Origin of the sequence: Stenotrophomonas sp. HITSZ_GD (assembly GCF_029543105.1) — a bacterium.
In the GTDB taxonomy this organism is placed as follows: domain Bacteria; phylum Pseudomonadota; class Gammaproteobacteria; order Xanthomonadales; family Xanthomonadaceae; genus Stenotrophomonas_A.
The window spans coordinates 11941-31230 of record NZ_JARQXB010000026.1 but is presented as its reverse complement, the minus strand read 5'-3'; the positions used below and the strand labels follow the sequence as shown (position 1 = coordinate 31230).

Annotated in this window: 20 protein-coding genes and 1 pseudogene; 10 read left to right on the top strand and 11 right to left on the bottom strand. The window is 71.1% G+C overall.

The window, feature by feature from the left end; all coding sequences use genetic code 11:
- Positions 1-194 precede the first annotated feature (194 nt).
- Complete coding sequence (locus tag P6166_RS16735) at positions 195-1736, bottom strand: serine hydrolase (protein WP_277765570.1); 1542 nt, start codon at positions 1734-1736, stop codon at positions 195-197.
- Positions 1737-1886: 150 nt separating this feature from the next.
- On the opposite strand from P6166_RS16735, the gene P6166_RS16730 reads away from it, so the two are divergent.
- The 3 genes from P6166_RS16730 to P6166_RS16720 all read left to right on the top strand — a co-directional run bounded on the left by P6166_RS16730 (position 1887) and on the right by P6166_RS16720 (position 4295).
- Positions 1887-2315, top strand: coding sequence for a VOC family protein (locus P6166_RS16730; protein WP_277765569.1), 429 nt, complete (start codon positions 1887-1889; stop codon positions 2313-2315).
- Between the two features lie 67 nt (positions 2316-2382).
- Entirely contained in the window at positions 2383-3210 is an 828-nt protein-coding gene (locus P6166_RS16725; protein WP_277765568.1) for a DUF72 domain-containing protein, read from the top strand.
- A 149-nt stretch (positions 3211-3359) separates the two neighbouring features.
- A complete protein-coding gene (locus P6166_RS16720) occupies positions 3360-4295 on the top strand; it encodes a DMT family transporter (RefSeq protein WP_277765567.1) in 936 nt (311 codons plus the stop codon).
- 13 nt (positions 4296-4308) lie between these two features.
- On the opposite strand, the gene P6166_RS16715 is transcribed toward P6166_RS16720, so the two are convergent.
- The 3 genes from P6166_RS16715 to P6166_RS16705 form a co-directional block, all read right to left on the bottom strand.
- Entirely contained in the window at positions 4309-5397 is a 1089-nt protein-coding gene (locus tag P6166_RS16715) for a sensor domain-containing diguanylate cyclase (protein ID WP_277765566.1), read from the bottom strand.
- Between the two features lie 88 nt (positions 5398-5485).
- Entirely contained in the window at positions 5486-6223 is a 738-nt protein-coding gene (locus P6166_RS16710) for a pseudouridine synthase (protein ID WP_277765565.1), read from the bottom strand.
- A gap of 52 nt (positions 6224-6275) precedes the next feature.
- Complete coding sequence (locus tag P6166_RS16705) at positions 6276-8237, bottom strand: DEAD/DEAH box helicase (protein ID WP_277765564.1); 1962 nt, start codon at positions 8235-8237, stop codon at positions 6276-6278.
- Between the two features lie 165 nt (positions 8238-8402).
- On the opposite strand from P6166_RS16705, the gene P6166_RS16700 reads away from it, so the two are divergent.
- From P6166_RS16700 to P6166_RS16690, 3 genes are read left to right on the top strand one after another with little or no spacing between them, the layout of a single operon-like run.
- Complete coding sequence (locus tag P6166_RS16700) at positions 8403-8933, top strand: sigma-70 family RNA polymerase sigma factor (RefSeq protein WP_277765571.1); 531 nt, start codon at positions 8403-8405, stop codon at positions 8931-8933.
- A gap of 11 nt (positions 8934-8944) precedes the next feature.
- Positions 8945-9604, top strand: coding sequence for a serine/threonine protein kinase (locus P6166_RS16695; protein WP_277765563.1), 660 nt, complete (start codon positions 8945-8947; stop codon positions 9602-9604).
- Between the two features lie 30 nt (positions 9605-9634).
- Entirely contained in the window at positions 9635-9853 is a 219-nt protein-coding gene (locus P6166_RS16690) for an RNA-binding S4 domain-containing protein (protein WP_277765562.1), read from the top strand.
- Positions 9854-9926: 73 nt separating this feature from the next.
- On the opposite strand, the gene ubiM is transcribed toward P6166_RS16690, so the two are convergent.
- The 5 genes and pseudogenes from ubiM to P6166_RS16665 all read right to left on the bottom strand — a co-directional run.
- A complete protein-coding gene (gene ubiM / locus P6166_RS16685; protein ID WP_277765561.1) occupies positions 9927-11138 on the bottom strand; it encodes a 5-demethoxyubiquinol-8 5-hydroxylase UbiM in 1212 nt (403 codons plus the stop codon).
- Between the two features lie 65 nt (positions 11139-11203).
- Complete coding sequence (locus P6166_RS16680; RefSeq protein WP_277765560.1) at positions 11204-11599, bottom strand: MAPEG family protein; 396 nt, start codon at positions 11597-11599, stop codon at positions 11204-11206.
- 15 nt (positions 11600-11614) lie between these two features.
- Positions 11615-12157, bottom strand: a complete 543-nt coding sequence (locus tag P6166_RS16675; RefSeq protein ID WP_277765559.1) for a DUF4019 domain-containing protein — start codon at positions 12155-12157, stop codon at positions 11615-11617.
- Between the two features lie 75 nt (positions 12158-12232).
- The gene (locus P6166_RS16670) at positions 12233-12472 is read right to left on the bottom strand and encodes a hypothetical protein (RefSeq protein ID WP_277765558.1); all 240 of its coding nucleotides are present in this window, start codon (positions 12470-12472) and stop codon (positions 12233-12235) included.
- Positions 12473-12563: 91 nt separating this feature from the next.
- Positions 12564-13631 (bottom strand): annotated as a pseudogene (locus tag P6166_RS16665) (hypothetical protein); the annotation flags it as partial.
- Between the two features lie 174 nt (positions 13632-13805).
- On the opposite strand from P6166_RS16665, the gene P6166_RS16660 reads away from it, so the two are divergent.
- From P6166_RS16660 to P6166_RS16645, 4 genes are read left to right on the top strand one after another with little or no spacing between them, the layout of a single operon-like run.
- The gene (locus P6166_RS16660; protein ID WP_277765557.1) at positions 13806-15278 is read left to right on the top strand and encodes an AlkA N-terminal domain-containing protein; all 1473 of its coding nucleotides are present in this window, start codon (positions 13806-13808) and stop codon (positions 15276-15278) included.
- Positions 15275-15799 carry a methylated-DNA--[protein]-cysteine S-methyltransferase gene (locus P6166_RS16655; protein WP_277765556.1) on the top strand — a complete coding sequence of 175 codons (525 nt, stop codon included), beginning with the start codon at positions 15275-15277 and terminating at the stop codon, positions 15797-15799. The genes P6166_RS16660 and P6166_RS16655 overlap by 4 nt, the downstream gene beginning before the upstream one ends.
- A 58-nt stretch (positions 15800-15857) precedes the next feature.
- Complete coding sequence (locus tag P6166_RS16650) at positions 15858-17111, top strand: ectonucleotide pyrophosphatase/phosphodiesterase (RefSeq protein ID WP_277765555.1); 1254 nt, start codon at positions 15858-15860, stop codon at positions 17109-17111.
- Between the two features lie 43 nt (positions 17112-17154).
- Entirely contained in the window at positions 17155-18450 is a 1296-nt protein-coding gene (locus P6166_RS16645; protein WP_277765554.1) for a chloride channel protein, read from the top strand.
- 47 nt (positions 18451-18497) lie between these two features.
- Here the strand turns inward: P6166_RS16645 and P6166_RS16640 are convergent, their stop codons facing one another.
- On the bottom strand, positions 18498-18680 hold the full coding sequence (locus P6166_RS16640) for a 30S ribosomal protein THX (protein ID WP_130319323.1): 183 nt from the start codon (positions 18678-18680) through the stop codon (positions 18498-18500).
- A 111-nt stretch (positions 18681-18791) separates the two neighbouring features.
- Positions 18792-19205, bottom strand: coding sequence for a MerC domain-containing protein (locus P6166_RS16635; RefSeq protein WP_277765553.1), 414 nt, complete (start codon positions 19203-19205; stop codon positions 18792-18794).
- Positions 19206-19290 lie beyond the last annotated feature (85 nt).

Genomic DNA, 19290 nt, shown 5'->3' with positions numbered 1-19290 from the left:
ATGGATGTCGCCTACGAGCCCCCATGGATGGGTTCACGGCGTGTCCCGAAAGGGCCCCGCCCCCGCAGGCCGTGCACAAGCCAATGCGAGCCGATCAACCTCGAAGGCCCAGAAAGCCCACCCAACCCACAGCGCCCAAACAAAAAAAGGGCGGCCACCGGCCGCCCCATCCACTCCACTCCAACCCACTCCCCTCACCTCACCGGCCTCAACACCAGATCCTGGAAATCAAAACTGAAGTCAGTCAAAGGCGACACCGCCTCCATCCGCGCCTCCCGCACCTTCCCATCCGGCGTCAAAGCGAACGTCAAGAACGCATCCGCGTTGAGCGAACGATCTGCCCACCGCACGAGAAACGTATCGTGCTGCCATGGCGACAGCGTACCTACCAGCTGCGGCGTCCGCGAGAACCGCACATGCAGCTTCCGCCCTTCCTGGAACACCACCACCTCCCCGTACCACGGATCGGCATAGGTACCGGCGTACCCTTCCAGCCCCAACGAAGGCCGCGAAGACTTGTCGCGCGCTGCCTCATGCTGGGCCCAGCTCTCGTCCGCCTTGCCCTGCGCCTTGGCCACCGCCGCCGCGTAGGCCGCCGTCCAGTCGGTGGGCGGCGCCTGCAGGTAAGCATCGAGCACCTGCAGGGTGATCGCGTTGAACGCCGCACCGACTTCCTGGTTGGTGAGCACCACCACGCCGAGCTTCTGCGCCGGCAGCAGCGTCAGCCGCGAGACCATGCCCGGCCAGCCGCCGGTGTGCCACACCAGCCGCTGCCCACGGTAGGAACTGATGCTCCAACCCTCGCCGTAGCCGGCGAAATCCGGGCGCGCGGCGGCCAGCTCGGGTACCGCCGGTTCGGCGATCGGTACCGGCGTGATCACCGACCACATCTCCTGCTGGCGCGCTTCGCTGAAGAGCGGCTTGCCGTCCGCCAACCGCCCTCCGGCCAGTTGCACGTTCATCCACTTCGCCATGTCCTGCACGCTGGCATAGATGCCGCCGGCGCCGGAATTGTTGGCCCACGTCAACGGCGCCACCGGCCGCAGTTGGGTGAAGTCGTACTTCGCATGGCCCGTGGCCGGCGTGTCGCCCGCGCGCAGGTGGTCGGCGTTGAAGCGCGCCCCGTCCATCCCGACCGGCGCGAAGATGCGCGTCTGCAGGAAATCCGCGTACGACTGGCCCGACACCTTCTCGATCACCTGCTGCGCCACCGCGTAGAGGATGTTGTCGTAGGCGTAGCGGTCGCGGAAGCCGCCCTTGAGCGGCACCTTCGCCAGCCGCGCCACCACCTCGTCGGTGCTGTAGGTCGTCGCCGGCCAGTACAGCAGGTCGCCCGCGCCGAGCGTCAGGCCACTGCGATGCGCCAGCAGGTCACGGATGCGCATCTCGCCGGTCACGAAGGGATCGGACATGCGGAAGGACGGCAGGTGGTCCACCACCCGGTCGTCGAGCTTGAGCTTGCCTTCGTCGGCCAGGATCGACAGCGAGGCGGCCGTGAATGCCTTCGTGTTGGAGGCGATCGCGAATTGCGTGCGCGCATCCACCGGAGCGGGCTTGCCCTGCTCGCGCACGCCATAGCCGCGCGCCAGCACCACCTGCCCGTCCTTCACGATCGCCACCGCGATGCCGGGCACGTCGAACTGCGCGCGCACCCGCTCCACCCGGGCATCGAAATCCTGCAACTGCGCCGGCAACGCCTGTGCCCGCGCCTGTGAACCCACCGCTGCCAGCAACATCGTTCCTCCCCAGACCCACTTGTTCAAACGCCTTCTCCCTTCGCTTCGTTCGAGGCACGCGGCCGGGGGCCGGCCAGCGCGCCGGTTTCGCGCGATGGTAACGCGCCCCCGCCCAGTCTCGCCCCGTCCCCTGGGCTTCGAGAGCTGGCCATGTCCGCCCCCGCCGATACCCGCGCCACCATCATCCCCTGCCTGCGCTACCGCGACGCGCACGCCGCCATCGACTGGCTGTGCCGGGCCTTCGGCTTCCAGCGCCACGCGGTGTATGCGCGCGACGCGCTGGTGCTGCATGCGCAGCTCAGCTATGGCAACGGCATGGTCATGCTCGGCTCGGCGGATGGCATCAGCGACTGGGGCAAGCTCATCGTCCAGCCCGGCGAGATCGGCGGGCGCGAGACGCAGAGCGCGTGCGTGGTGGTCGCCGATGCCGACGCGCATCACGCGCGGGCGGTGGCCGCGGGCGCGGAAGTCGTCATCCCGCTCGCCGACCAGGGGTATGGCGGCCGCGGCTACGCCTGCCGCGATCTCGAAGGCCACCTGTGGTGGTTCGGCGACTACGACCCGTGGCGGCAGCCATGACCGACGATGGCGTGCCCGCGCGCGCGGGCGCTGGCACACTGGGCCCCCGTTCCCACCGGCCCGCGCCATGACCGACCTGTTCGCCCCCTCCGCACCCGCGCTCGAAGGCATCCATGTCGGTATCGGCGGCTGGGTGTTCGCACCCTGGCGCGGCGGCATGTTCTACCCCGAAGGCCTGGTGCAGCGCCGCGAGCTGGAATACGCGAGCCGCCAGCTGGGCGCCATCGAGATCAACGGCACCTATTACGGCGAGCAGAAGCCGGCTATCTACGCCAAGTGGCGCGACGAGGTGCCGGAGGGCTTCGTGTTTTCGGCCAAGGCGCCCAAGCGCATCACCCAATCGCGCAAGCTGGCCGGTACGCGCGCGCAGGTGGAGGGCTTCGTCGGCGGCATCGTGGAACTGGGCCGGGCCCTGGGCCCGCTGCTGTGGCAGTTCGCCGACGGCAAGAAGATGGACCGCGACGATTTCGCCGCCTTCCTCGATCTGCTGCCCAAGCAGGCGCAAGGCCGCAAGCTCAGGCACGTGGTGGAGATCCGCGACCCGGCCTTCGTCGACGCCGAGCTGTTGGCGCTGGTGCGCCAGCATGGCGTGGCCACGGTGTTCGCCGACTCGGACGACTACCCCTCCTTCGCCGACCTCGGCGCGGATTTCGTCTACGCCCGTCTGATGCGCAGCCAGGCGCGCCTCACCCACGGCTACACCGCGCCGGCGCTGGCGCAATGGGCGCAGCGCGTGCACGCCTGGCGTCGCGGCGAAGACGTGGCCGAACTGCCGCACGTGGCCGACCCGCTGCCGAAGGGCAAGCCGCGCGAGGTGTACGTGTTCTTCATCAGCGCGGCGAAGGAGCGCAACCCGGCCGCGGCGATGGGATTGATGCGGGCGCTGGCGGAATAAGGCGGCCATCGGGCCGCCCCACGCTCCTGCTGCCGCGCAGGAGCGGCGTCTGCCGCGCCCCGGCGCAACAACCAGCGGCCGGCTGAAGCCGCGCCTACAAATGCGGTGAAACCACCGACAATAGCGCCCCCGCCCCACGTCCCGATCCCATGCCCAAGGCGCTGCTGCAAATCCATTTCTGCGTCCTGCTGTGGGGCGTCACCGCCATCCTGGGCAAGCTGATCTCGCTGCCCGCGCTGCCGCTGGTGTGGTGGCGCATGCTCATCGTGGTGGTCGCGCTGGCGCTGCTGCCGCGGGTGTGGCGCGGGCTGCGCGCGCTCACGCCGCGGCTGGCGCTGGCCTACGCCGGCGTCGGCGCGCTGGTCGCGCTGCATTGGCTCACCTTCTACGGCGCGATCAAGCTCGCCAACGCCTCGGTGGCCGCCACCTGCATCGCGCTGGCGCCCGCGTTCACCGCGGTGGTCGAACCGTGGGTGGCGCGGCGGCCGTTCCAGTGGCGTGAGCTGCTGTTCGGGCTGGCGGTGCTGCCCGGCGTGGCGCTGGTGGCCGGCGGCGTGCCCGACGGCATGCGCGCCGGCGTGGTGGTGGGCGCGGTGTCGGCGCTGCTGGTGGCGCTATTCGGCTCGCTCAACAAGCGCCTGGTGAGCCATGCCGATCCGCTCACCGTCACCGCGCTGGAACTGGGCGCCGGCACCGTGCTGCTCACCGCGTTGGCGCCGCTGCTGCCCCTCGTGCTGCCCGTGCTCGGGGCGACCGACTGGGTCGTGCCGAACCTGCACGACGCCGGCCTGCTGCTGCTCCTCTCGCTGGCCTGCACGCTGCTGCCGTTCGCGCTGGCGCTGGTGGCGCTGCGCGAACTCAGCGCCTACACCGTGCAGCTGATCACCAACCTGGAGCCGGTGTACGCCATCGTGCTGGCCGCGCTGCTGCTGGGCGAACAGCGCGAGCTCAGCCCGCAGTTCTACCTGGGCGTGGCGATCATCCTGGGCGCGGTGTTCGCCCATCCCCTGCTGCAGCGCCGGCGCGGGCCGGTACGGCACCCGGAGCTGCTCGGCACGGCCGAGGAAAAATCGGTGGTGGACTGAGCGGCAAGCCCGCTCAGGCGTGCGCCTTGGCGATCTCGGACACCACCACCCGGTCGCGGCCTTCGCGTTTGGCCTGGTAAAGCGCCAGGTCGGCGCGCTTGAGGCACTGGTCCGGGGCTTCCCCGGCCTGCAGCTCGGCCACGCCGATGCTCACCGTCACCGGCAGGTTGATCGGCAGCAAGGCGATTTCCTGGCGCAGGAACTCGCACTGCAGGCGGGCCGGCTCGGCGGCCGCGCCCGGCAGCAGCATCACGAATTCCTCGCCGCCGAGGCGGGCGATCATGCCGCGCCCGGCGATGTGCGCACGCAGCAACCCGGCCAACGCCACCAGCACCTCGTCACCCTGGTCGTGGCCGTGCAGGTCGTTGATGGTCTTGAAATGGTCGATGTCGATGATCGCCACCGACAGCGGCAGCGCGGCGCCTTCCTCGCGCTCCAGCTCGCCGGTCAGCGCGGCGGCGAAGGCGCGGCGGTTCGGCAGGCCGGTCAGCACGTCGGTGCGGGTTTGCTCGGTGAGGTCGGCGTTGAGCGTTTCCAGCGATTCGGAATACTGCGCCAGCTGCTGCTCGTACCAATCGCGCTCGCGCAGCTGGTTGTCCAGCGCGTGCGCCACGCGGCGCAGCTCCATCAGGTGCGAGGCCTGGCGCGACAACGCCTCCAGCGCCTGGCGCTGCTCCTCGTTGAGCGTGGCCGGGGTGTCGTCGAACACGCACAGCGTGCCCAGTGCCTGGCCCTCGCTGCCCAGCAGCGGCGCGCCGGCGTAGAAGCGCACGTGCGGGCTGCCGGTGACGAGCGGGTTGCCGATGAAGCGTGCATCGGCCTCGGCGTTCTCCACCGTGAACAGCTGGTGCGGGCTGAGGATGGCGTGGGCGCAGAAGGCGAAGTCGCGCGGCGTTTCCGTCGCGCCCACGCCCTTGCGGGCCTTGAACCATTGGCGGTCCTGGTCGACCAGTGTCACCGCCCCCATCTGCGTGCCGCAGATCGTGGTGGCGATCTGCACGAGATCGTCAAAGGCTTGTTCCGGAGGCGTGTCCAGGATGTGGTAACGCCTCAGCGCTTCCAGGCGCGCGCCTTCGTCCTTGGGCTTCTCCGGTTTGATCATTCGCCGACCCATTCCCCTCTTCGGTGCGGGGAGTATGCACAACGATCCCCACACACGTCAGCGTATGGAGATCGAACCGCGACGCCGGTCAGAAGTCGCTGCGCTGCGGCAGCAGGCCGCGCAGCTCCTGGTCGGTGAGGTTGCGCCATTGGCCCGGCTTGAGGGCCCCGAGCTTGATGTTGTCGATGCGTACGCGGCGCAGCTGCGTGACCCGGTAGCCGAAGGCCGCGGCCATCAGGCGGATCTGCCGGTTCAAGCCCTGCTCGAGGGTGATGCGGAAGCCGAACTTGGCAATGCGCGAGGTCTTGCACGGCAGGGTCTGCTCGCCGTGGATGCGCACGCCGCGGGCCATGCCGCGCAGGAACTCGTCGGTGACCGGCTGGTTCACGGCCACCAGGTATTCCTTCTGGTGGCGGTTCTCCGCGCGCAGGATCTCGTTGACGATGTCGCCATTGCTGGTGAGCAGGATCAGGCCTTCGGAATCCTTGTCCAGGCGGCCGATCGGGAAGATGCGCTGCTCGTGGCCGACGAAGTCCACGATGTTGCCCTTGACCGAGCTTTCGGTGGTGCAGGTGATGCCCACCGGCTTGTTGAGCGCGATGTACACATGGCGGCGCGCGCCGGGCTTCTTCGCGCTGCGCGTGCGCAGGGGCTGGCCGTCGACCAGCACCGTGTCGCCCTCGCCCACCACCGCGCCGGTGCCGGCCACGACCCCGTTGACGGTGACGCGGCGTTCGCCGATCAGGCGGTCGGCCTCGCGGCGGGAGCAGAAGCCGGTCTCGGCGATGTGCTTGTTGAGGCGGGTGGTCTCGGGCGCGTCGGTCATGGCGGGCGTGGATGGCGGAACCCCGGCCGGGGCCGGGGTTCGGGGAACGGGATCAGAAGCTGCGCGGGCCCTTCGGCTTGTGCGGCGGCTTGCCGTGCGGCTTGTCGAAGCTGCGGTTCGGGCCGTTCTTGCGCGGGCCGGCCGGGCCGTCCTTGCGCGCGAACTTCGGCTTGAACGCGCGCGGCGCGGAGGCCTCGTCGCCTTCGACCTTGCGCATCTGCAGCTGCTGGCCGGACACCCACACCTTCTTCAGGTGCTGCAGCAGTTCGCGCGGCATATCGGCCGGCAGGTCCAGCACCGAGTAGTCGTCATGGATGTCGATGCGGCCGATGTAACGGCTCTCCAGCCCGGCCTCGTTGGCGATGGCGCCGACGATGTTGGCCGGCTTCACGCCGTGCTGGTGGCCGACCTCGATGCGGTAGGTCTCCATGCCGAACTCCGGCTCGCCGCGCGGGGCGATGTCCTTGCGGCGCGGGCGCTCCTCGCCCTCGTGGGCGCGCGGGCCGCGGGCGATGCTTTCCTCGGCGTCGTTGAAGCGCGCCGCGCGCGCCAGGCGCTCGCCGTCTTCCTGGCGCGGGGCCCGCTCGAAGCGCGGCTCGAAGCGCGGACGCTCGCCGCGTTCCGGGCGCTCGCTGCGCTCGAAACGGCCATTGCCTTCGCGCGGGGCGGCGCGTTCCGGGCGCGCCGACGGCGCCAGCAGGAACGGGCTGTCGCCCTGCAGCAGCTTGGCCAGCGCGGCGGCGATGTCGATCGCCGGCACGTTCTGCTCGCCTTCGTAGCGCTGCAGCAGTTCGCGGTAGAACTCGATGTCGCCCTCGCCCAGCGCATCGCCGATGCGGCCGAGGAACTTGGCCACGCGGGTGTCGTTGACGGCCTGCACGCTGGGCAGCTGCATCTCTTCGATCGGCTGGCGCGTGGCGCGCTCGATCGCGCGCAGCATGCCCTTCTCGCGCGGGGTGACGAACAGGATCGCCTCGCCGCTGCGGCCGGCACGGCCGGTGCGGCCGATGCGGTGCACGTAGCTCTCGGTGTCGTACGGGATGTCGTAGTTCAGCACGTGGCTGATGCGCTCCACGTCCAGGCCGCGCGCGGCCACGTCGGTGGCCACCAGGATGTCCAGCTTGCCGTCCTTGAGCTGGCCGATGGTGCGCTCGCGCTGGGCCTGCTGCATGTCGCCGTTGATGGCGGCGGCGGCCAGGCCGCGCGCCTGCAGCTTCTGCGCCAGTTCCTCGGTGCCGGCCTTGGTGCGCGCGAAGATGATCATGCCGTCGAACGGCTCGACCTCCAGGATGCGGGTCAGCGCGTCGAGCTTGTGCAGGCCGCTCACCCACCAGTAGCGCTGGCGGATGTTGGCCGAGGTGGTGGTCTTGGCCGCGATGGTGACTTCGGCCGGGTCCTTCAGGTAGGTCTGCGCGATGCGGCGAATCTGCGGCGGCATGGTCGCCGAGAACAGCGCCACCTGGCGCTGCTCGGGCAGCTTCTTGAGCACGGCTTCGACGTCGTCGATGAAGCCCATGCGCAGCATTTCGTCGGCTTCGTCCAGCACCAGCGTCTTGAGCTCGGACAGGTCGAGCGTGCCGCGGTCCAGGTGGTCGATGACGCGGCCCGGGGTGCCAACCACCACGTGCACGCCGCGCTTGAGCGCCGACAGCTGCTGGCCGTAGGGCTGGCCGCCGTAGACCGGCAGCACGCGGAAGCCGGGGATGGCGGCGGCATAGCGCTGGAACGCCTCGGCGACCTGGATGGCCAGCTCGCGGGTCGGCGCCAGCACCAGGGCCTGCGGCTTGTTCTGCGCCAGATCGGCATTGGACAGCACCGGCAGCGCGAACGCGGCGGTCTTGCCGGTGCCGGTCTGGGCCTGGCCGAGCACGTCGCGGCCAGCCAGCATCGCCGGGATGGTGGCGGCCTGGATCGGCGAAGGCGACTCGTAGCCGACCTCGGCCACTGCCTGCATCACGGCGCTGGAGAGGCCGAGATCTGCGAACAGCAGCGGCGCGGGGGATTCTTCTGACATGGGGGACTCCGAGGGCGGCACCGCCGCGAACGGGCGGGCGCAAAGGGGGCATATTGTGCGCCCTGGCGGGCTCGCTGTCGAAAAGTCGCCCCGGCTCCCGTTCAGGTGTAAGGATTCGCCGCTGCCGGCGAATCATCCGGTGACATGACCAGGACCACGCCCGCCATGGCCGACGCCCGCGCCCCCGCGCACGTTTCTTCACGCCCCGACGCCGCGCGCGAGGCGTTCGCCGCGCTGCTGCAGCGCCACCGCGGATTGCTGCTCAAGGTCGTCGGCACCTACGCCTGGCAGGCGCAGGACCGCGAGGACCTGGCCCAGGAAATCGCCGCGCAGCTGTGGCGCGCATGGCCCGCCTACGACCCCGCGCGGCCGGTGAGCACCTGGATGTATCGCATCGCGTTGAACGTGGCGATCACCTGGGTGCGCGGCCACAGCCGCGCGCTGCGCCACCAGGAGCCCTGGGACGAGGAACGCCACGACATCGCCGACCCGCTCGCGCACGACCCGGAGGCCGGCCAGCAGGTCGAACTGCTCTACCGCTTCATCCACGCACTGCCGCCGCTGGACCGCGCGCTCATGCTGCTCTACCTGGAAGACCACAGCCATCGCGAGATCGGCGAGGTACTGGGCATCAGCGAAGCCAACGCGGCCACCAAGATCAGCCGGCTCAAGCAGCGCATCCGCCAGGAACTGTGAAGGACACGACCATGGAACTCGACGAACTCAAGCTCGCCTGGCAGCAGTTGGGCCAGCGCATGGAAAAACAGCAGTCGCTGCAGCTGGAGCTGTTGCGCGAACGCAAGCGCGACCGCATGCGCTCGAGCCTGCGCCCGCTGTTCTGGGGGCAGATGCTGCAGGTGGCGCTGGGCATCGCGCTGATCCTGCTCGGCGTGGCGTGCTGGACGCGCAACCCCGCGCCGGGCGGTTACTTCCTCGCTGGCGTGCTGGTGCATGCGTTCGGCGCGGCCACCGCGGCCGCCGGCGGCATCATGAGCGGCCTGATCGGCAGCCTGGACTGGTCCGCGCCGGTGTTGGCGATCCAGAAGCGGCTGGGCGTGACGCGCCGCTTTTACGTGGCCGCCGGCATTGCGGTGGGCTGGCCGTGGTGGGTGATGTGGCTGCCGGTGGTGATCGCCGTGGCCGGGCTGGACCCGCGCCACGCCGGCGCGGCGGTGACGCCCGCCTGGGTGTGGGCCAGCCTGGGGATCGGCGTGGCCGGCCTGGCGGCGACGTGGCTGTTCTATCGTTGGGCGCGCAACCCGGTGCGCCCGGACCTGGCGCGGCGCATGGAGGCGAGCATCACCGGGACGGGGCTACGCAAGGCGCAGGGACTGCTCGACGAACTGAAGGCGTTCGAGGACGCATAGAATCCGCAGCTGACTTCCCGGCGGTGACCCATGCAGATCCTCGAATTCGAACTCGACCGCGAACACGTCGAACTCAACCAGCTGCTGAAGCTGGCCGGGCTGGCCGATAGCGGCGGCATGGGCAAGGCCATCGTCGCCAGCGGCGCGGTGACGGTGGACGGCGCGGTGGAGCTGCGCAAGACCGCCAAGATCCGCGCCGGCCAGGTCGTGCGGATCGAGGACGTGGAGATCCGCGTGGTGGCGCAGTAGCGGCCCGCACCCACGGCAGGCACGGCTCGGCCGGGACCGCGCCTCGGCACGTCGCGGCTTGTTCGAGCGCCGCCTAGCGCGGCAGGAATCGCGAGAACCCGCTGGGCCCCCGCTCGCGCTGGGTCAGGTGCGCGGCGATCGCCTGGCGGAACGGCGCCACCTTCGCCGCCGCGCGCAACGCGGCATCGCGCAGCAGCCGGGCCGGCAGGCGGTCGTCGGTATACAGCCCCGCGATGGCTTGGGTGGCCTCGTACAGCGGCCGCGTCGCGCGCCGATGGGCGCGGTCGTAGGCGGCCAGTACTGGCGCGGCGGCGTAGTCCCGCCCGGCCGACACCGCCGCCAGGATGCCGCGCGCCAGCCGCGCCTGCCCTTGCAGGCCGAAATTGAAGCCATGCGCGGTCACCGGGTGCATGCCCACCGCGGCATCGCCGATCAGCGCCGCGCCCGGCGCGCAGAAGCGGTCGGCGTACACGCCCACCAGGGGATACGCGTGCCGGCTACCTTCCTGGCGCATGTGGCCCAGGCGGTATTCGAAGCATTCGCTCACCGCCGCACCGAATTCGGCTTCCTCCATCGCCAGCAGCTCGGCCACGCGCGCAGGCGCCAGCGTCAGCACCGCGCCGGCGCGATGGCCATGCAGCGGTAGCAGCGCCATCGTGCGGCCGTGCCCGAACCATTCCCATGCCGTACCTTCGTGCGGCACCTCGTGCGCCATGCGGCACACCAGCATGGTCTTGCCGAAATCGCGAGTGCGCGCGCCGATGCCGAGCAACCGCCGCACCACCGAGAAGCGGCTGTCGGCGGCGACCACCAGCCGCGCGGCGATCGAGGGTTCGCCGCCGCCCAGCGCCAGGTGGGTGACCGCTCCGTCGCGATGCAGGCCGGTGACGGTCGCACCATCGATCAGGCGCAGCCCGGCCTGGCCGGCCACCGCATCCCAGGCGGCCTCGCGGATGCGCTGGTTCGGCACCAGCCAGCCCAGCTCGCCGCCCTCGCGCGGCGGGGCGAAATCGAGCGCGAACGGCGAGCCGCCGTTCATCACCTTGGCCTGCCGCAGCGGCGCGATGTCTTCCGGCGCCAGGCGCGCCCACAGCCCGAGTTGCTCCATCAGCTGGCGCGAGGCATGGGTGAGCGCGATCTCGCGCCCGTCGAAGGCCGGCTCGGCGAGCGCCTGCCGTGGTTGCTTCTCGATCAGCGCCAGCGACAGGCCGCTATCGGCGAGCGAACGCGCGAACGACAGCCCCGCCGGGCCGGCGCCGACAATGGCGATATCCACCTGCTGCATGGCCACTCCGTCTCATGGAATGGCCGCAGTCTAGTCGCGCGCGTTCGCCGCCCGGTTGATCCGGATCAACCGGCGAGCAACGGCCACAGCACCATCGCGATGCCGGCCATCGACACCAGCCACACCAGGCTGCGCACGTAGGGAATGCCGGCCGCATACAGCGGGATATAGACCACGCGCGCCCAGAAGTAGAGCTGCGCGCCGAGCGCGGTGTGCGCGTCGGCGCGCTGGGTCCACGTCACCGCGAGTACTGCGGCGGCGAAGAAGGCGAACGTTTCCAGGAAGTTGTGGAACGCGCGTTCCAGCCGCGCGGCCACGCCGGTGAGCGGCGCGGGCGTGCCGTCGCGGGCACTGGCATTCCACTTCGAGCCGCGCTGCGCGGTCATCGTGGTCGAAGCCAGCAGCAACTGCACGATGCCCAGCACCACGGCCCAGGCCAGCATGCGGATCTCGATGGTCATCGCGCGCCCTCCCGCTTACTTCGCATCCGGCAAGCTGTAGCCGGCCAGGCGCCAGACCTTGTCCTCGTCGAGGCGGAAGGACACCAGCTCGCGCACCGGCTGCGGTGCGTTGGCGAAGCGCGTGGGGAAGCTGACGTTGACGTACAGGCCCTCGGGCACGGCCGCGCCGGGGTTGTAGCGCACGCGCGTCACCGCGGCCTGTCCGCGCCCGGCCACCGCGCCCAGGCGCTTGCGCTGCGCGCCGACCTGGGTGGCGAAGGCCTCGCGGGTGACCGCGCGCTTGGCCACCACCGAGGCGCCATCCCACAGCTGCGGCAGCTGGCCGGCATCGACCATCTGCAGCACCTTCTGCGCGGCCTGGATCATTTCCGCGTTCTGCTTGGCCAGTTCGGCCTGCTGGGCGGGCGTCAGCGCGGGCTGGCCGGGCTGGGCGGCCGGCGCCGGACGCGGCGCGGCGGGGGCCGGCGTCGCCGGGCGCGGGGCGGCAGGTTGCTGGGCCAGCGCCGAGAGCGGCGCGGCGGCCAGCAGCAGGCACATCACAACGGGGGCATGACGCATGGCGGATCGTTCCCTGAGGTCGCCGCGATTGGCGCGAAGGAGTCTACGACAGCGAAGTCGCCCCGGCGTGCACGCTCATTCACCGGCCACCGAGGGCACGACGCGGTTGCGCCACAGCCGCCAGCTCACCCAGAACGCACGCGCGGTGGCGGCCAGCAGCACGGCCAGGCTCAGCCAGGTGGCCAGCGTCGCCAGCCAGTACCAGCGCGTGCCTACCGCGGCCCAGCGCAGGAGTTCGGCGAGCACGAAGCCGCCGATCACCCAGAGCACCGGCGGCAGGTAGGCCCGGATGATGCCGCGGTTTTTTCCCAGCATGACGCCCTCCTCGTCGTGCCGGGACTATCCGGTGCGGCCGGTGCGGCCGGCGTGAAGCCGCTCACAGGCGCGCGGTGGCCTCTGGGCGTGGTGCCGGCAGCTCCAGCGCGGTGGCGTCGTTCTCGGCCAGCGGGCTCTCCTCCGGGCAGCGCGCATCCGGAAAACCGTAGCGCTGCTTGAGCGACTGGCCGCAGGCGTTGACCGCTTCCAGGTCGGCGCCCACCGGCTTGCACGATTGGTCGAAGGCGATCAGGAAGGCGTCCTTGCGGCGCACGAAATCGTCGCCGCACTTGCGCATCTGGCGGATGCGCTCCAGGTCGTCCTGCACGGCGTTGGTGCCGTCCAGCCCGTATTCCTTCAGCTCCCCGGGCGTGAGCAGGCGCAGGCTGCGATTGGGCACGGTCATCATCAGGTCGGCCGCGGCCACGGCCACGCCGTTGCGCTCCAGGTAATCCTTCACGTTGCCGTAGACCTCGTGCAGTTCGCGGTTGAGTTCGGCGCGCGAGGTGGCCTTGGAGCTGATCCGCATCATGCGGTGGATGCCGACCTTGCCGGCGATCAGCCGGTTGTCGCCGGCGGCGAGCACGAACACGCACGCGCTGTGGCAGATCGAGCCCTCGCGCACCCAGATGGTCCAGTTCGCCTCGCCGATGGCATCGCCCGCGCGGATGGCCGCCTCCACCTGCCCGCCGCTGGAATCCAGATCGAGGATGCGCCGGTGCAGGTCCAGTTCGTCGGCCACGGCGGCCAGCCGCCAGGCCAGCTCGGCGAAGCCGGCGTCGATCTTGCCCTGGTAGCGCACGCGCAACAGGCCGGTGTCGCGGCAGGGCCACAGCGCGGTGCGCACGCTGTCGCGGTCGAGCGCGGGCAGCGCGGGGCCGTCGCCGTCCTGGTCGGTGTAGTCGGTCGCGCAACTGATGAAGGCCTGGCCCAGGCCGAGCTGCGCGTCCGGCCATGGCGCGTTGGGGTCCTCGCGCACGGGCTTGGCGGGCATCGGCGCAAGCACCGGCGCTTCGGCGCTGTCGATGGACACCAGGTGGTCGCCATCGTTGGCCGAGCGTTGCATGCCGCCGGCTTCGCCGCTGGTCGTACCGGCCGGCTGCCCACCGCAGGCGGACAACAACAGGCAGCAGGCGAACAACCAGGACAGCTTGGGCATGGCGAGTCGGGGTGCGACGTGGGAAGGCATTCAGTCTAGGCCGAACGCGCGCGCGTGCCGACCGTGGGCATGAACCGGCCCCAACGCGCCGCAGGAATGGCCGGTCCGGCGCGCTGCGCATACCTGTCCGAAAACGGCCAGTCCTGCCCGCGCCGGAGGACTAGACTGCGCCCCATGTCCTCGCACCCGCCCCTGCCAGACGTCGAAGCCTGCGAACGTGCGCGGCTTGCCCGCGACGCGCGCTTCGACGGAGTGTTCTTCACCGCGGTGCGCAGCACCGGCATCTATTGCCGGCCGGTCTGCCCCGCGCCGGCGCCCAAGCCGCGCAACGTGACCTACTACGCCAGCGCGGCGGCGGCGAGCGCGGCCGGCTACCGGCCGTGCCTGCGCTGCCGGCCGGAGTTGTCGCCGCAGGCACAGCGCCCGGCCGGCGATGAAGCCGTGCAGCGCGCGCTCGCGCTGATCGGCGAAGGCATGTTGCAGGAGGGCAGCGTGGACGCGCTCGCCGCGCGGGTCGGGCTGGGGGCGCGCCAACTGCAGCGGCGTTTCCTGCAGCAGCTCGGCGCCACCCCGGCGCAGGTACACGCCACGCGGCGCCTGCTGCTGGCCAAGCAACTGCTCACCGAAACCGCGCTGCCGGTCACCCAGGTGGCGTTGGCCGCCGGCTTCAACAGCCTGCGCCGCTTCAACGCAGCCTTCCTGGAAGGCTGCGGCATGCCGCCCACCGCGCTGCGGCGGCAGCGCGAGGAAGTGGCCGGCGGTGAACTGGTGCTGCGCCTGGGCTACCGGCCGCCGCTGGATTTCGCCGCCATGCTCGGGTTCCTGCAACGGCGTGCGATTCCCGGGCTGGAGCACATCGACGCGCATGGCTATACGCGCGTAGTGGGCCCACCGGACGCTTCGACGCGCGTCCACGTACAGGCGTCGCCGCAACGCCCGGAGCTGCTGCTGCGCATCGGCCATACGGACCCACGCGCGATTCCCGACATCGTGCGCCGCGTGCGCCGGCTGTTCGACCTGGATGCCGACCTGCAGGCCGTGCATGCCACGCTGGCGCGGGAGCCGCTGCTGGCCACCGCGATCGCGCGCCGCCCCGGCCTGCGCGTGCCCGGCGGCTGGGACGGCTTCGAAACGGCGGTGCGCGCCATCCTGGGCCAGCAGGTCAGCGTGGCCGGCGCGACGACGCTGGCGGCGCGGCTGGTCGAACGCCACGGTGGCCGGCGCGACGGCATGCCCGCCGGGCTGGACCGCGTGTTCCCCACCCCGCGGCAGCTCTACGACGCGCCGCTGGAAACGCTCGGCCTGCCGCGCAGCCGTGCCGCCACGCTGCGCGCGCTCGCCGCCGCCACGCTGGATGGCCGCCTGCATTTCGGCGCCGGCCAGCGCCTGGACGAGTTCATCGCCCAGTGCACCGCCTTGCCCGGCATCGGCCGTTGGACCGCGCACTACATCGCGATGCGCGCGCTCGCCATGCCCGATGCGTTCCCGGCCGGCGACCTGATCCTGCAACAGGTGCTCGGCGCGCCCACGCGCCTCACCGAACGCCAGACCGAAGCCCGCGCGCAGGCGTGGCGCCCCTGGCGCAGCTACGCGGTGCTGCAGCTGTGGCACCTGGCCGACGACATGAAGAAGGAGCAAGCCGCATGACACCGCTCAAGTACGACCGCTTCGACAGCCCGATCGGCCCACTCACCGTCGCCGTGGATGCGCGGGCCGTGCGCCACATCCTGTTCGCCGAGAACCGCCACGACGCGCGCGGCCGCGAACATTGGCAGCACGCGCCGGACGACGCATTGCTGCGCGAAGCGCGCGCGCAGCTGCTGGACTACCTGGCCGGCCGGCGCACGGCGTTCGAGCTGCCGCTGGCACCGCAAGGCACCTCTTTCCAGTGCGAGGTGTGGCAAACGTTGGCGCACATTCCCTTCGGCGACACCTGGACCTATGCGCAGCTCGCCGCGCGCGTGGGCAAGCCCACCGCCATGCGCGCGGTGGGCGCGGCGAACGGGCGCAATCCGTTGCCGATCGTGCTGCCGTGCCACCGGGTGATCGGCGCGGACGGCTCGCTTACCGGCTTCGGCGGCGGCCTGCCCACCAAGCTGGCGCTGCTGCGCCTGGAAGGCGCGCCGGCGGTGGCCCGCTTGCGCGACGCGGATCTGTTTGCCGCCTGAGCGACCAACCGCCACATTGTGTCTCCGACGGGTCATCGTCACGGCCTAGAATGACGCGATGACCCGTCTTGCCTTCGTGCCCACGGCGCTGCTGGCGCTATTGCTCGCCGCTTGCTCCACCGCCCCCGCGCCGCCGGCCCCGGCGAACGCCGGCCGGCCGCAACTGCTGCTGATCTCCATCGACGGCCTGCGCGCCGACGCGCTCGACTGGGGTATCACTCCGCATTTGTCGCAACTGGCCGCGCAGGGCGTGCGCGCGCAGTGGATGAACCCCTCCTACCCGGCGTTGACGTTCCCGAACCACTACACGCTGGTCACCGGCCTGCGGCCGGACCACCACGGCATCGTGCACAACAGCATGGACGACGCCGACCTGGGCGGGTTCAAGGTGAGCCAGGCCGATGCGGTCGGCGACAGCCGCTGGTGGGGCGGCGAGCCGATCTGGGTGGGCGCGGAGAAAGCCGGCCTGCATGCGGCCACGTGGTCGTGGCCGGGCAGCGAAGCGGCGATCGACGGCGTGCGCCCCACGCACTGGATCAGGTACGACGCGCACGTATCGCCCGAGCAGCGCGCGCGGCAGGTCGGCGATTGGCTGGAGGACCGCCGCGTGCCGCTGTCGCTGGTCACGCTGTACTTCGACCAGGTCGACAAGGCGGGCCACGACCACGGCCCGCAATCGCCCGAGTACCGCCGGGCCATCGTCGACGTGGACCGCGCGATCGGCGGGCTCGTCGCGCGGCTGCGGCGCGACCATCGGCTGGACCAGGTGGACATCGTCGTCGTCTCCGACCACGGCATGGCCACCGTGCCGCCGCGGCAGGTGCTGGCGGTGGAGGACATGGTGCCGATGGAGGAAGCGAAGGTGGTGTCGATCGGGCAATCGGTCGGCATCGCGCCGCGGCCGGGCCAGGAGCAGGCGGCCGAGCGGCGCCTGCTCGGCGCGCACGCGCAGTACGACTGCTGGCGCCGCGGCGAGTTGCCGGCGCGCTGGCATTACGGCACGCATCCGCGGGTGCCGCCGATCATCTGCCAGATGCACGAAGGCTGGGACGCGCTGCCGGCCGACGAGGTCGCTGCGCGCCACGCCGGGCACGTGCGCGGCTCGCACGGCTACGACCCGGCGCTGCCGTCGATGCGTGCGGTGTTCATCGCGCGCGGGCCCCGCTTCGCCACCGGCAAGACGTTGCCGCCGTTCGACAACGTGGATGTCTATCCGCTGCTCGCCGGCCTGCTTGGCATCCCTGCCGCGCCGAACGACGGCGATGCCGGCACGCTGCGCCCGGCGCTGCGCGCGCCGGTGGCCACGCCTTGAGCAGTGAAAGGCGACGCGGCGGCGGCGTGGCACCATAGTGGCGATGAGCGATTCGAATCACCCCCTGCTCTCGGGCGAAGGCTGGCGACGCCGGCTGGCGCTGTGGGGCGGCGCCGTGGCGGTCGCGCTGGTGGCCATCGTGTTCGCCAAGGCCAGCGACGCGGCCTTCGCGCTGTTCCAGCGCTGCGCGGCGATCGCGCCGTGGTCGGTATGGCTGCTCACCCCTGGCGTGTTCGGCCTGCTGGCCTGGGCGACGCATGGCGTGCTGCGGCCCACGCGCGGCAGCGGCATTCCGCAGGTGATCGCCGCGCTGGATACGCCCGACGACGCGTTTCGCCAGCGCAACCTGTCGCTGCGCGTGTCGGCCGGCAAGCTGCTGCTGACCACGCTGTCGCTGCTCGGCGGCGCCTCGGTGGGCCGCGAGGGCCCCACCGTGCATGTGGGTGCCAGCCTGATGTACGTGATCGGGCGCCGCTTCGGTTTCCATGACCCGCGCGAACTCGGCCACTTCCTGCTGGCCGGCGGCGCGGCGGGTATCGCGGCCGCGTTCAACACGCCACTGGCGGGCGTGGTGTTCGCCATCGAGGAGCTCAGCGGGCGCTTCGAGCATCGCTTCTCCGGCACGTTGCTGACCGCGGTGATCGTTGGTGGCGTGGTCTCGCTCGGCCTGCTCGGCAACTACACGTATTTCGGCAAGGTGCCGGCAGGCCTGCCGCTGGGACAGGCGTGGCTGGCGATCCCGCTGTGCGCGGTGGTCGGTGGTTTGGCCGGTGGCGTCTTCAGCCGCATGGTGCTGGCCACCGCCGCGGGGCGTCCGCGCTGGCTCGGCCAGCTGCGCCAGCGGCATCCGATCTGGCTGGCGGTGCTGTGCGGGCTGGCGCTGGTGGCGCTGGCCAGTGTGTTTGGCGCCGGTGCGTTCGGCACCGGCTACGAGCAGGCGCGCGGGCTGGTGCAGGGCCACCCCGGCGTGGGGCACGAGTTCGGGCTGATGAAGCTGTTCGCCAACCTGGTGTCCTACGTGGCGGGCATTCCGGGCGGCCTGTTCTCGCCGGCGCTGGCCGTGGGCGCCGGCATCGGGCACAACCTCGCCGCGCTGATGCCCGGCGTGGACCCGCGCACCTTCGTGTTGCTGGGCATGTGCGCCTATCTCACCGGCGTCACCCAGGCACCGCTCACCTCGGCGGTGATTTCGCTGGAACTCACCGACAGCGGCGACCTGCTGCTGCCGATCCTGGCCACGGTGCTGTTCGCGCGGGCGATGTCCGGGCTGGTGTGCCGCGTGCCGATCTACCGCGGCCTGGCCGACCTGCTGGTGCGCCCGGCCGGCGAGCGCGCATAAAAAAACGCGGCGCAAGCGCCGCGTTCTTCATCGCCTGTGGCAGCGGATCAACCGGCCTTGGCAACCGTCTTCTTGGCCACGGCCTTCTTGGCCGGCGCCTTGGTGGCGGTCTTCTTGGCGACCGGCGCGGCAGCGCCCACAGCCACCTTGGTCACGCCATGACGGCGCGAATTGCCGTAGCTGGCGTTGTAGCGCTTGCCCTTGGCGGTCTTGCGGTCACCCTTACCCATGATCGTCAACTCCTGAATGTGATTGCGTGATGCCCGTGCGTCAGGCACGGATCCGGCGCGGCACCGCCCAGCGGCCTTCGCGCGAGGGCGGCAAGCCTACCACGACGCCCCTCAGTGCGCGCAGCTCGCATCGTGAACATGGCCGTGGGTCAGGCGCAGGTTCACCAGGTGGGCAATGCCGACCAGCGTGCCGCCGAGGGTCATCACCACCGCGTGCGGCACCACCGAATGGTGCAGCGGGGCGTACAGCAGGCCGGTCCACAGCAGGGTCAGGCCCGGCAGCAGCAGGCCCAGCGCGCGCCAGGCGCGGTGGCGGCGGTAGCCCAGCACCAGGCTGAACAGGCCGAGCAGGGTCACGAACACCACCACGGCACGCTCCACCCCATCGCCCATCCATACCGACAGGCCGAGCGAGGGCGCCAGCGCCAGCACCATCGGCAACACCGCGCAATGCACCGCGCACAGCAGCGAGCCGCTGGCACCGAAGCGGTCGAGGAAAGCTCGCAGGGAAGAGGGTCGCGCCATGACTTCCAGCAGGGTACGCAGCGGGGACTGGAATAATATAACATTTCCGCGAGCCGCTCCTCCCCGCCCGCCGTCATTCCCAGAA

What these genes read in the sequence shown, in the direction of transcription:
- P6166_RS16735 (WP_277765570.1), bottom strand. Translation starts at nt 1,736, where the DNA reads ATGTTGCTGGCAGCGGTGGGTTCACAGGCGCGGGCACAGGCGTTGCCG.
- P6166_RS16730 (WP_277765569.1), top strand. Translation starts at nt 1,887, where the DNA reads ATGTCCGCCCCCGCCGATACCCGCGCCACCATCATCCCCTGCCTGCGC.
- P6166_RS16725 (WP_277765568.1), top strand. Translation starts at nt 2,383, where the DNA reads ATGACCGACCTGTTCGCCCCCTCCGCACCCGCGCTCGAAGGCATCCAT.
- P6166_RS16720 (WP_277765567.1), top strand. Translation starts at nt 3,360, where the DNA reads ATGCCCAAGGCGCTGCTGCAAATCCATTTCTGCGTCCTGCTGTGGGGC.
- P6166_RS16715 (WP_277765566.1), bottom strand. Translation starts at nt 5,397, where the DNA reads ATGATCAAACCGGAGAAGCCCAAGGACGAAGGCGCGCGCCTGGAAGCG.
- P6166_RS16710 (WP_277765565.1), bottom strand. Translation starts at nt 6,223, where the DNA reads ATGACCGACGCGCCCGAGACCACCCGCCTCAACAAGCACATCGCCGAG.
- P6166_RS16705 (WP_277765564.1), bottom strand. Translation starts at nt 8,237, where the DNA reads ATGTCAGAAGAATCCCCCGCGCCGCTGCTGTTCGCAGATCTCGGCCTC.
- P6166_RS16700 (WP_277765571.1), top strand. Translation starts at nt 8,403, where the DNA reads ATGGCCGACGCCCGCGCCCCCGCGCACGTTTCTTCACGCCCCGACGCC.
- P6166_RS16695 (WP_277765563.1), top strand. Translation starts at nt 8,945, where the DNA reads ATGGAACTCGACGAACTCAAGCTCGCCTGGCAGCAGTTGGGCCAGCGC.
- P6166_RS16690 (WP_277765562.1), top strand. Translation starts at nt 9,635, where the DNA reads ATGCAGATCCTCGAATTCGAACTCGACCGCGAACACGTCGAACTCAAC.
- ubiM (WP_277765561.1), bottom strand. Translation starts at nt 11,138, where the DNA reads ATGCAGCAGGTGGATATCGCCATTGTCGGCGCCGGCCCGGCGGGGCTG.
- P6166_RS16680 (WP_277765560.1), bottom strand. Translation starts at nt 11,599, where the DNA reads ATGACCATCGAGATCCGCATGCTGGCCTGGGCCGTGGTGCTGGGCATC.
- P6166_RS16675 (WP_277765559.1), bottom strand. Translation starts at nt 12,157, where the DNA reads ATGCGTCATGCCCCCGTTGTGATGTGCCTGCTGCTGGCCGCCGCGCCG.
- P6166_RS16670 (WP_277765558.1), bottom strand. Translation starts at nt 12,472, where the DNA reads ATGCTGGGAAAAAACCGCGGCATCATCCGGGCCTACCTGCCGCCGGTG.
- P6166_RS16660 (WP_277765557.1), top strand. Translation starts at nt 13,806, where the DNA reads ATGTCCTCGCACCCGCCCCTGCCAGACGTCGAAGCCTGCGAACGTGCG.
- P6166_RS16655 (WP_277765556.1), top strand. Translation starts at nt 15,275, where the DNA reads ATGACACCGCTCAAGTACGACCGCTTCGACAGCCCGATCGGCCCACTC.
- P6166_RS16650 (WP_277765555.1), top strand. Translation starts at nt 15,858, where the DNA reads ATGACCCGTCTTGCCTTCGTGCCCACGGCGCTGCTGGCGCTATTGCTC.
- P6166_RS16645 (WP_277765554.1), top strand. Translation starts at nt 17,155, where the DNA reads ATGAGCGATTCGAATCACCCCCTGCTCTCGGGCGAAGGCTGGCGACGC.
- P6166_RS16640 (WP_130319323.1), bottom strand. Translation starts at nt 18,680, where the DNA reads ATGGGTAAGGGTGACCGCAAGACCGCCAAGGGCAAGCGCTACAACGCC.
- P6166_RS16635 (WP_277765553.1), bottom strand. Translation starts at nt 19,205, where the DNA reads ATGGCGCGACCCTCTTCCCTGCGAGCTTTCCTCGACCGCTTCGGTGCC.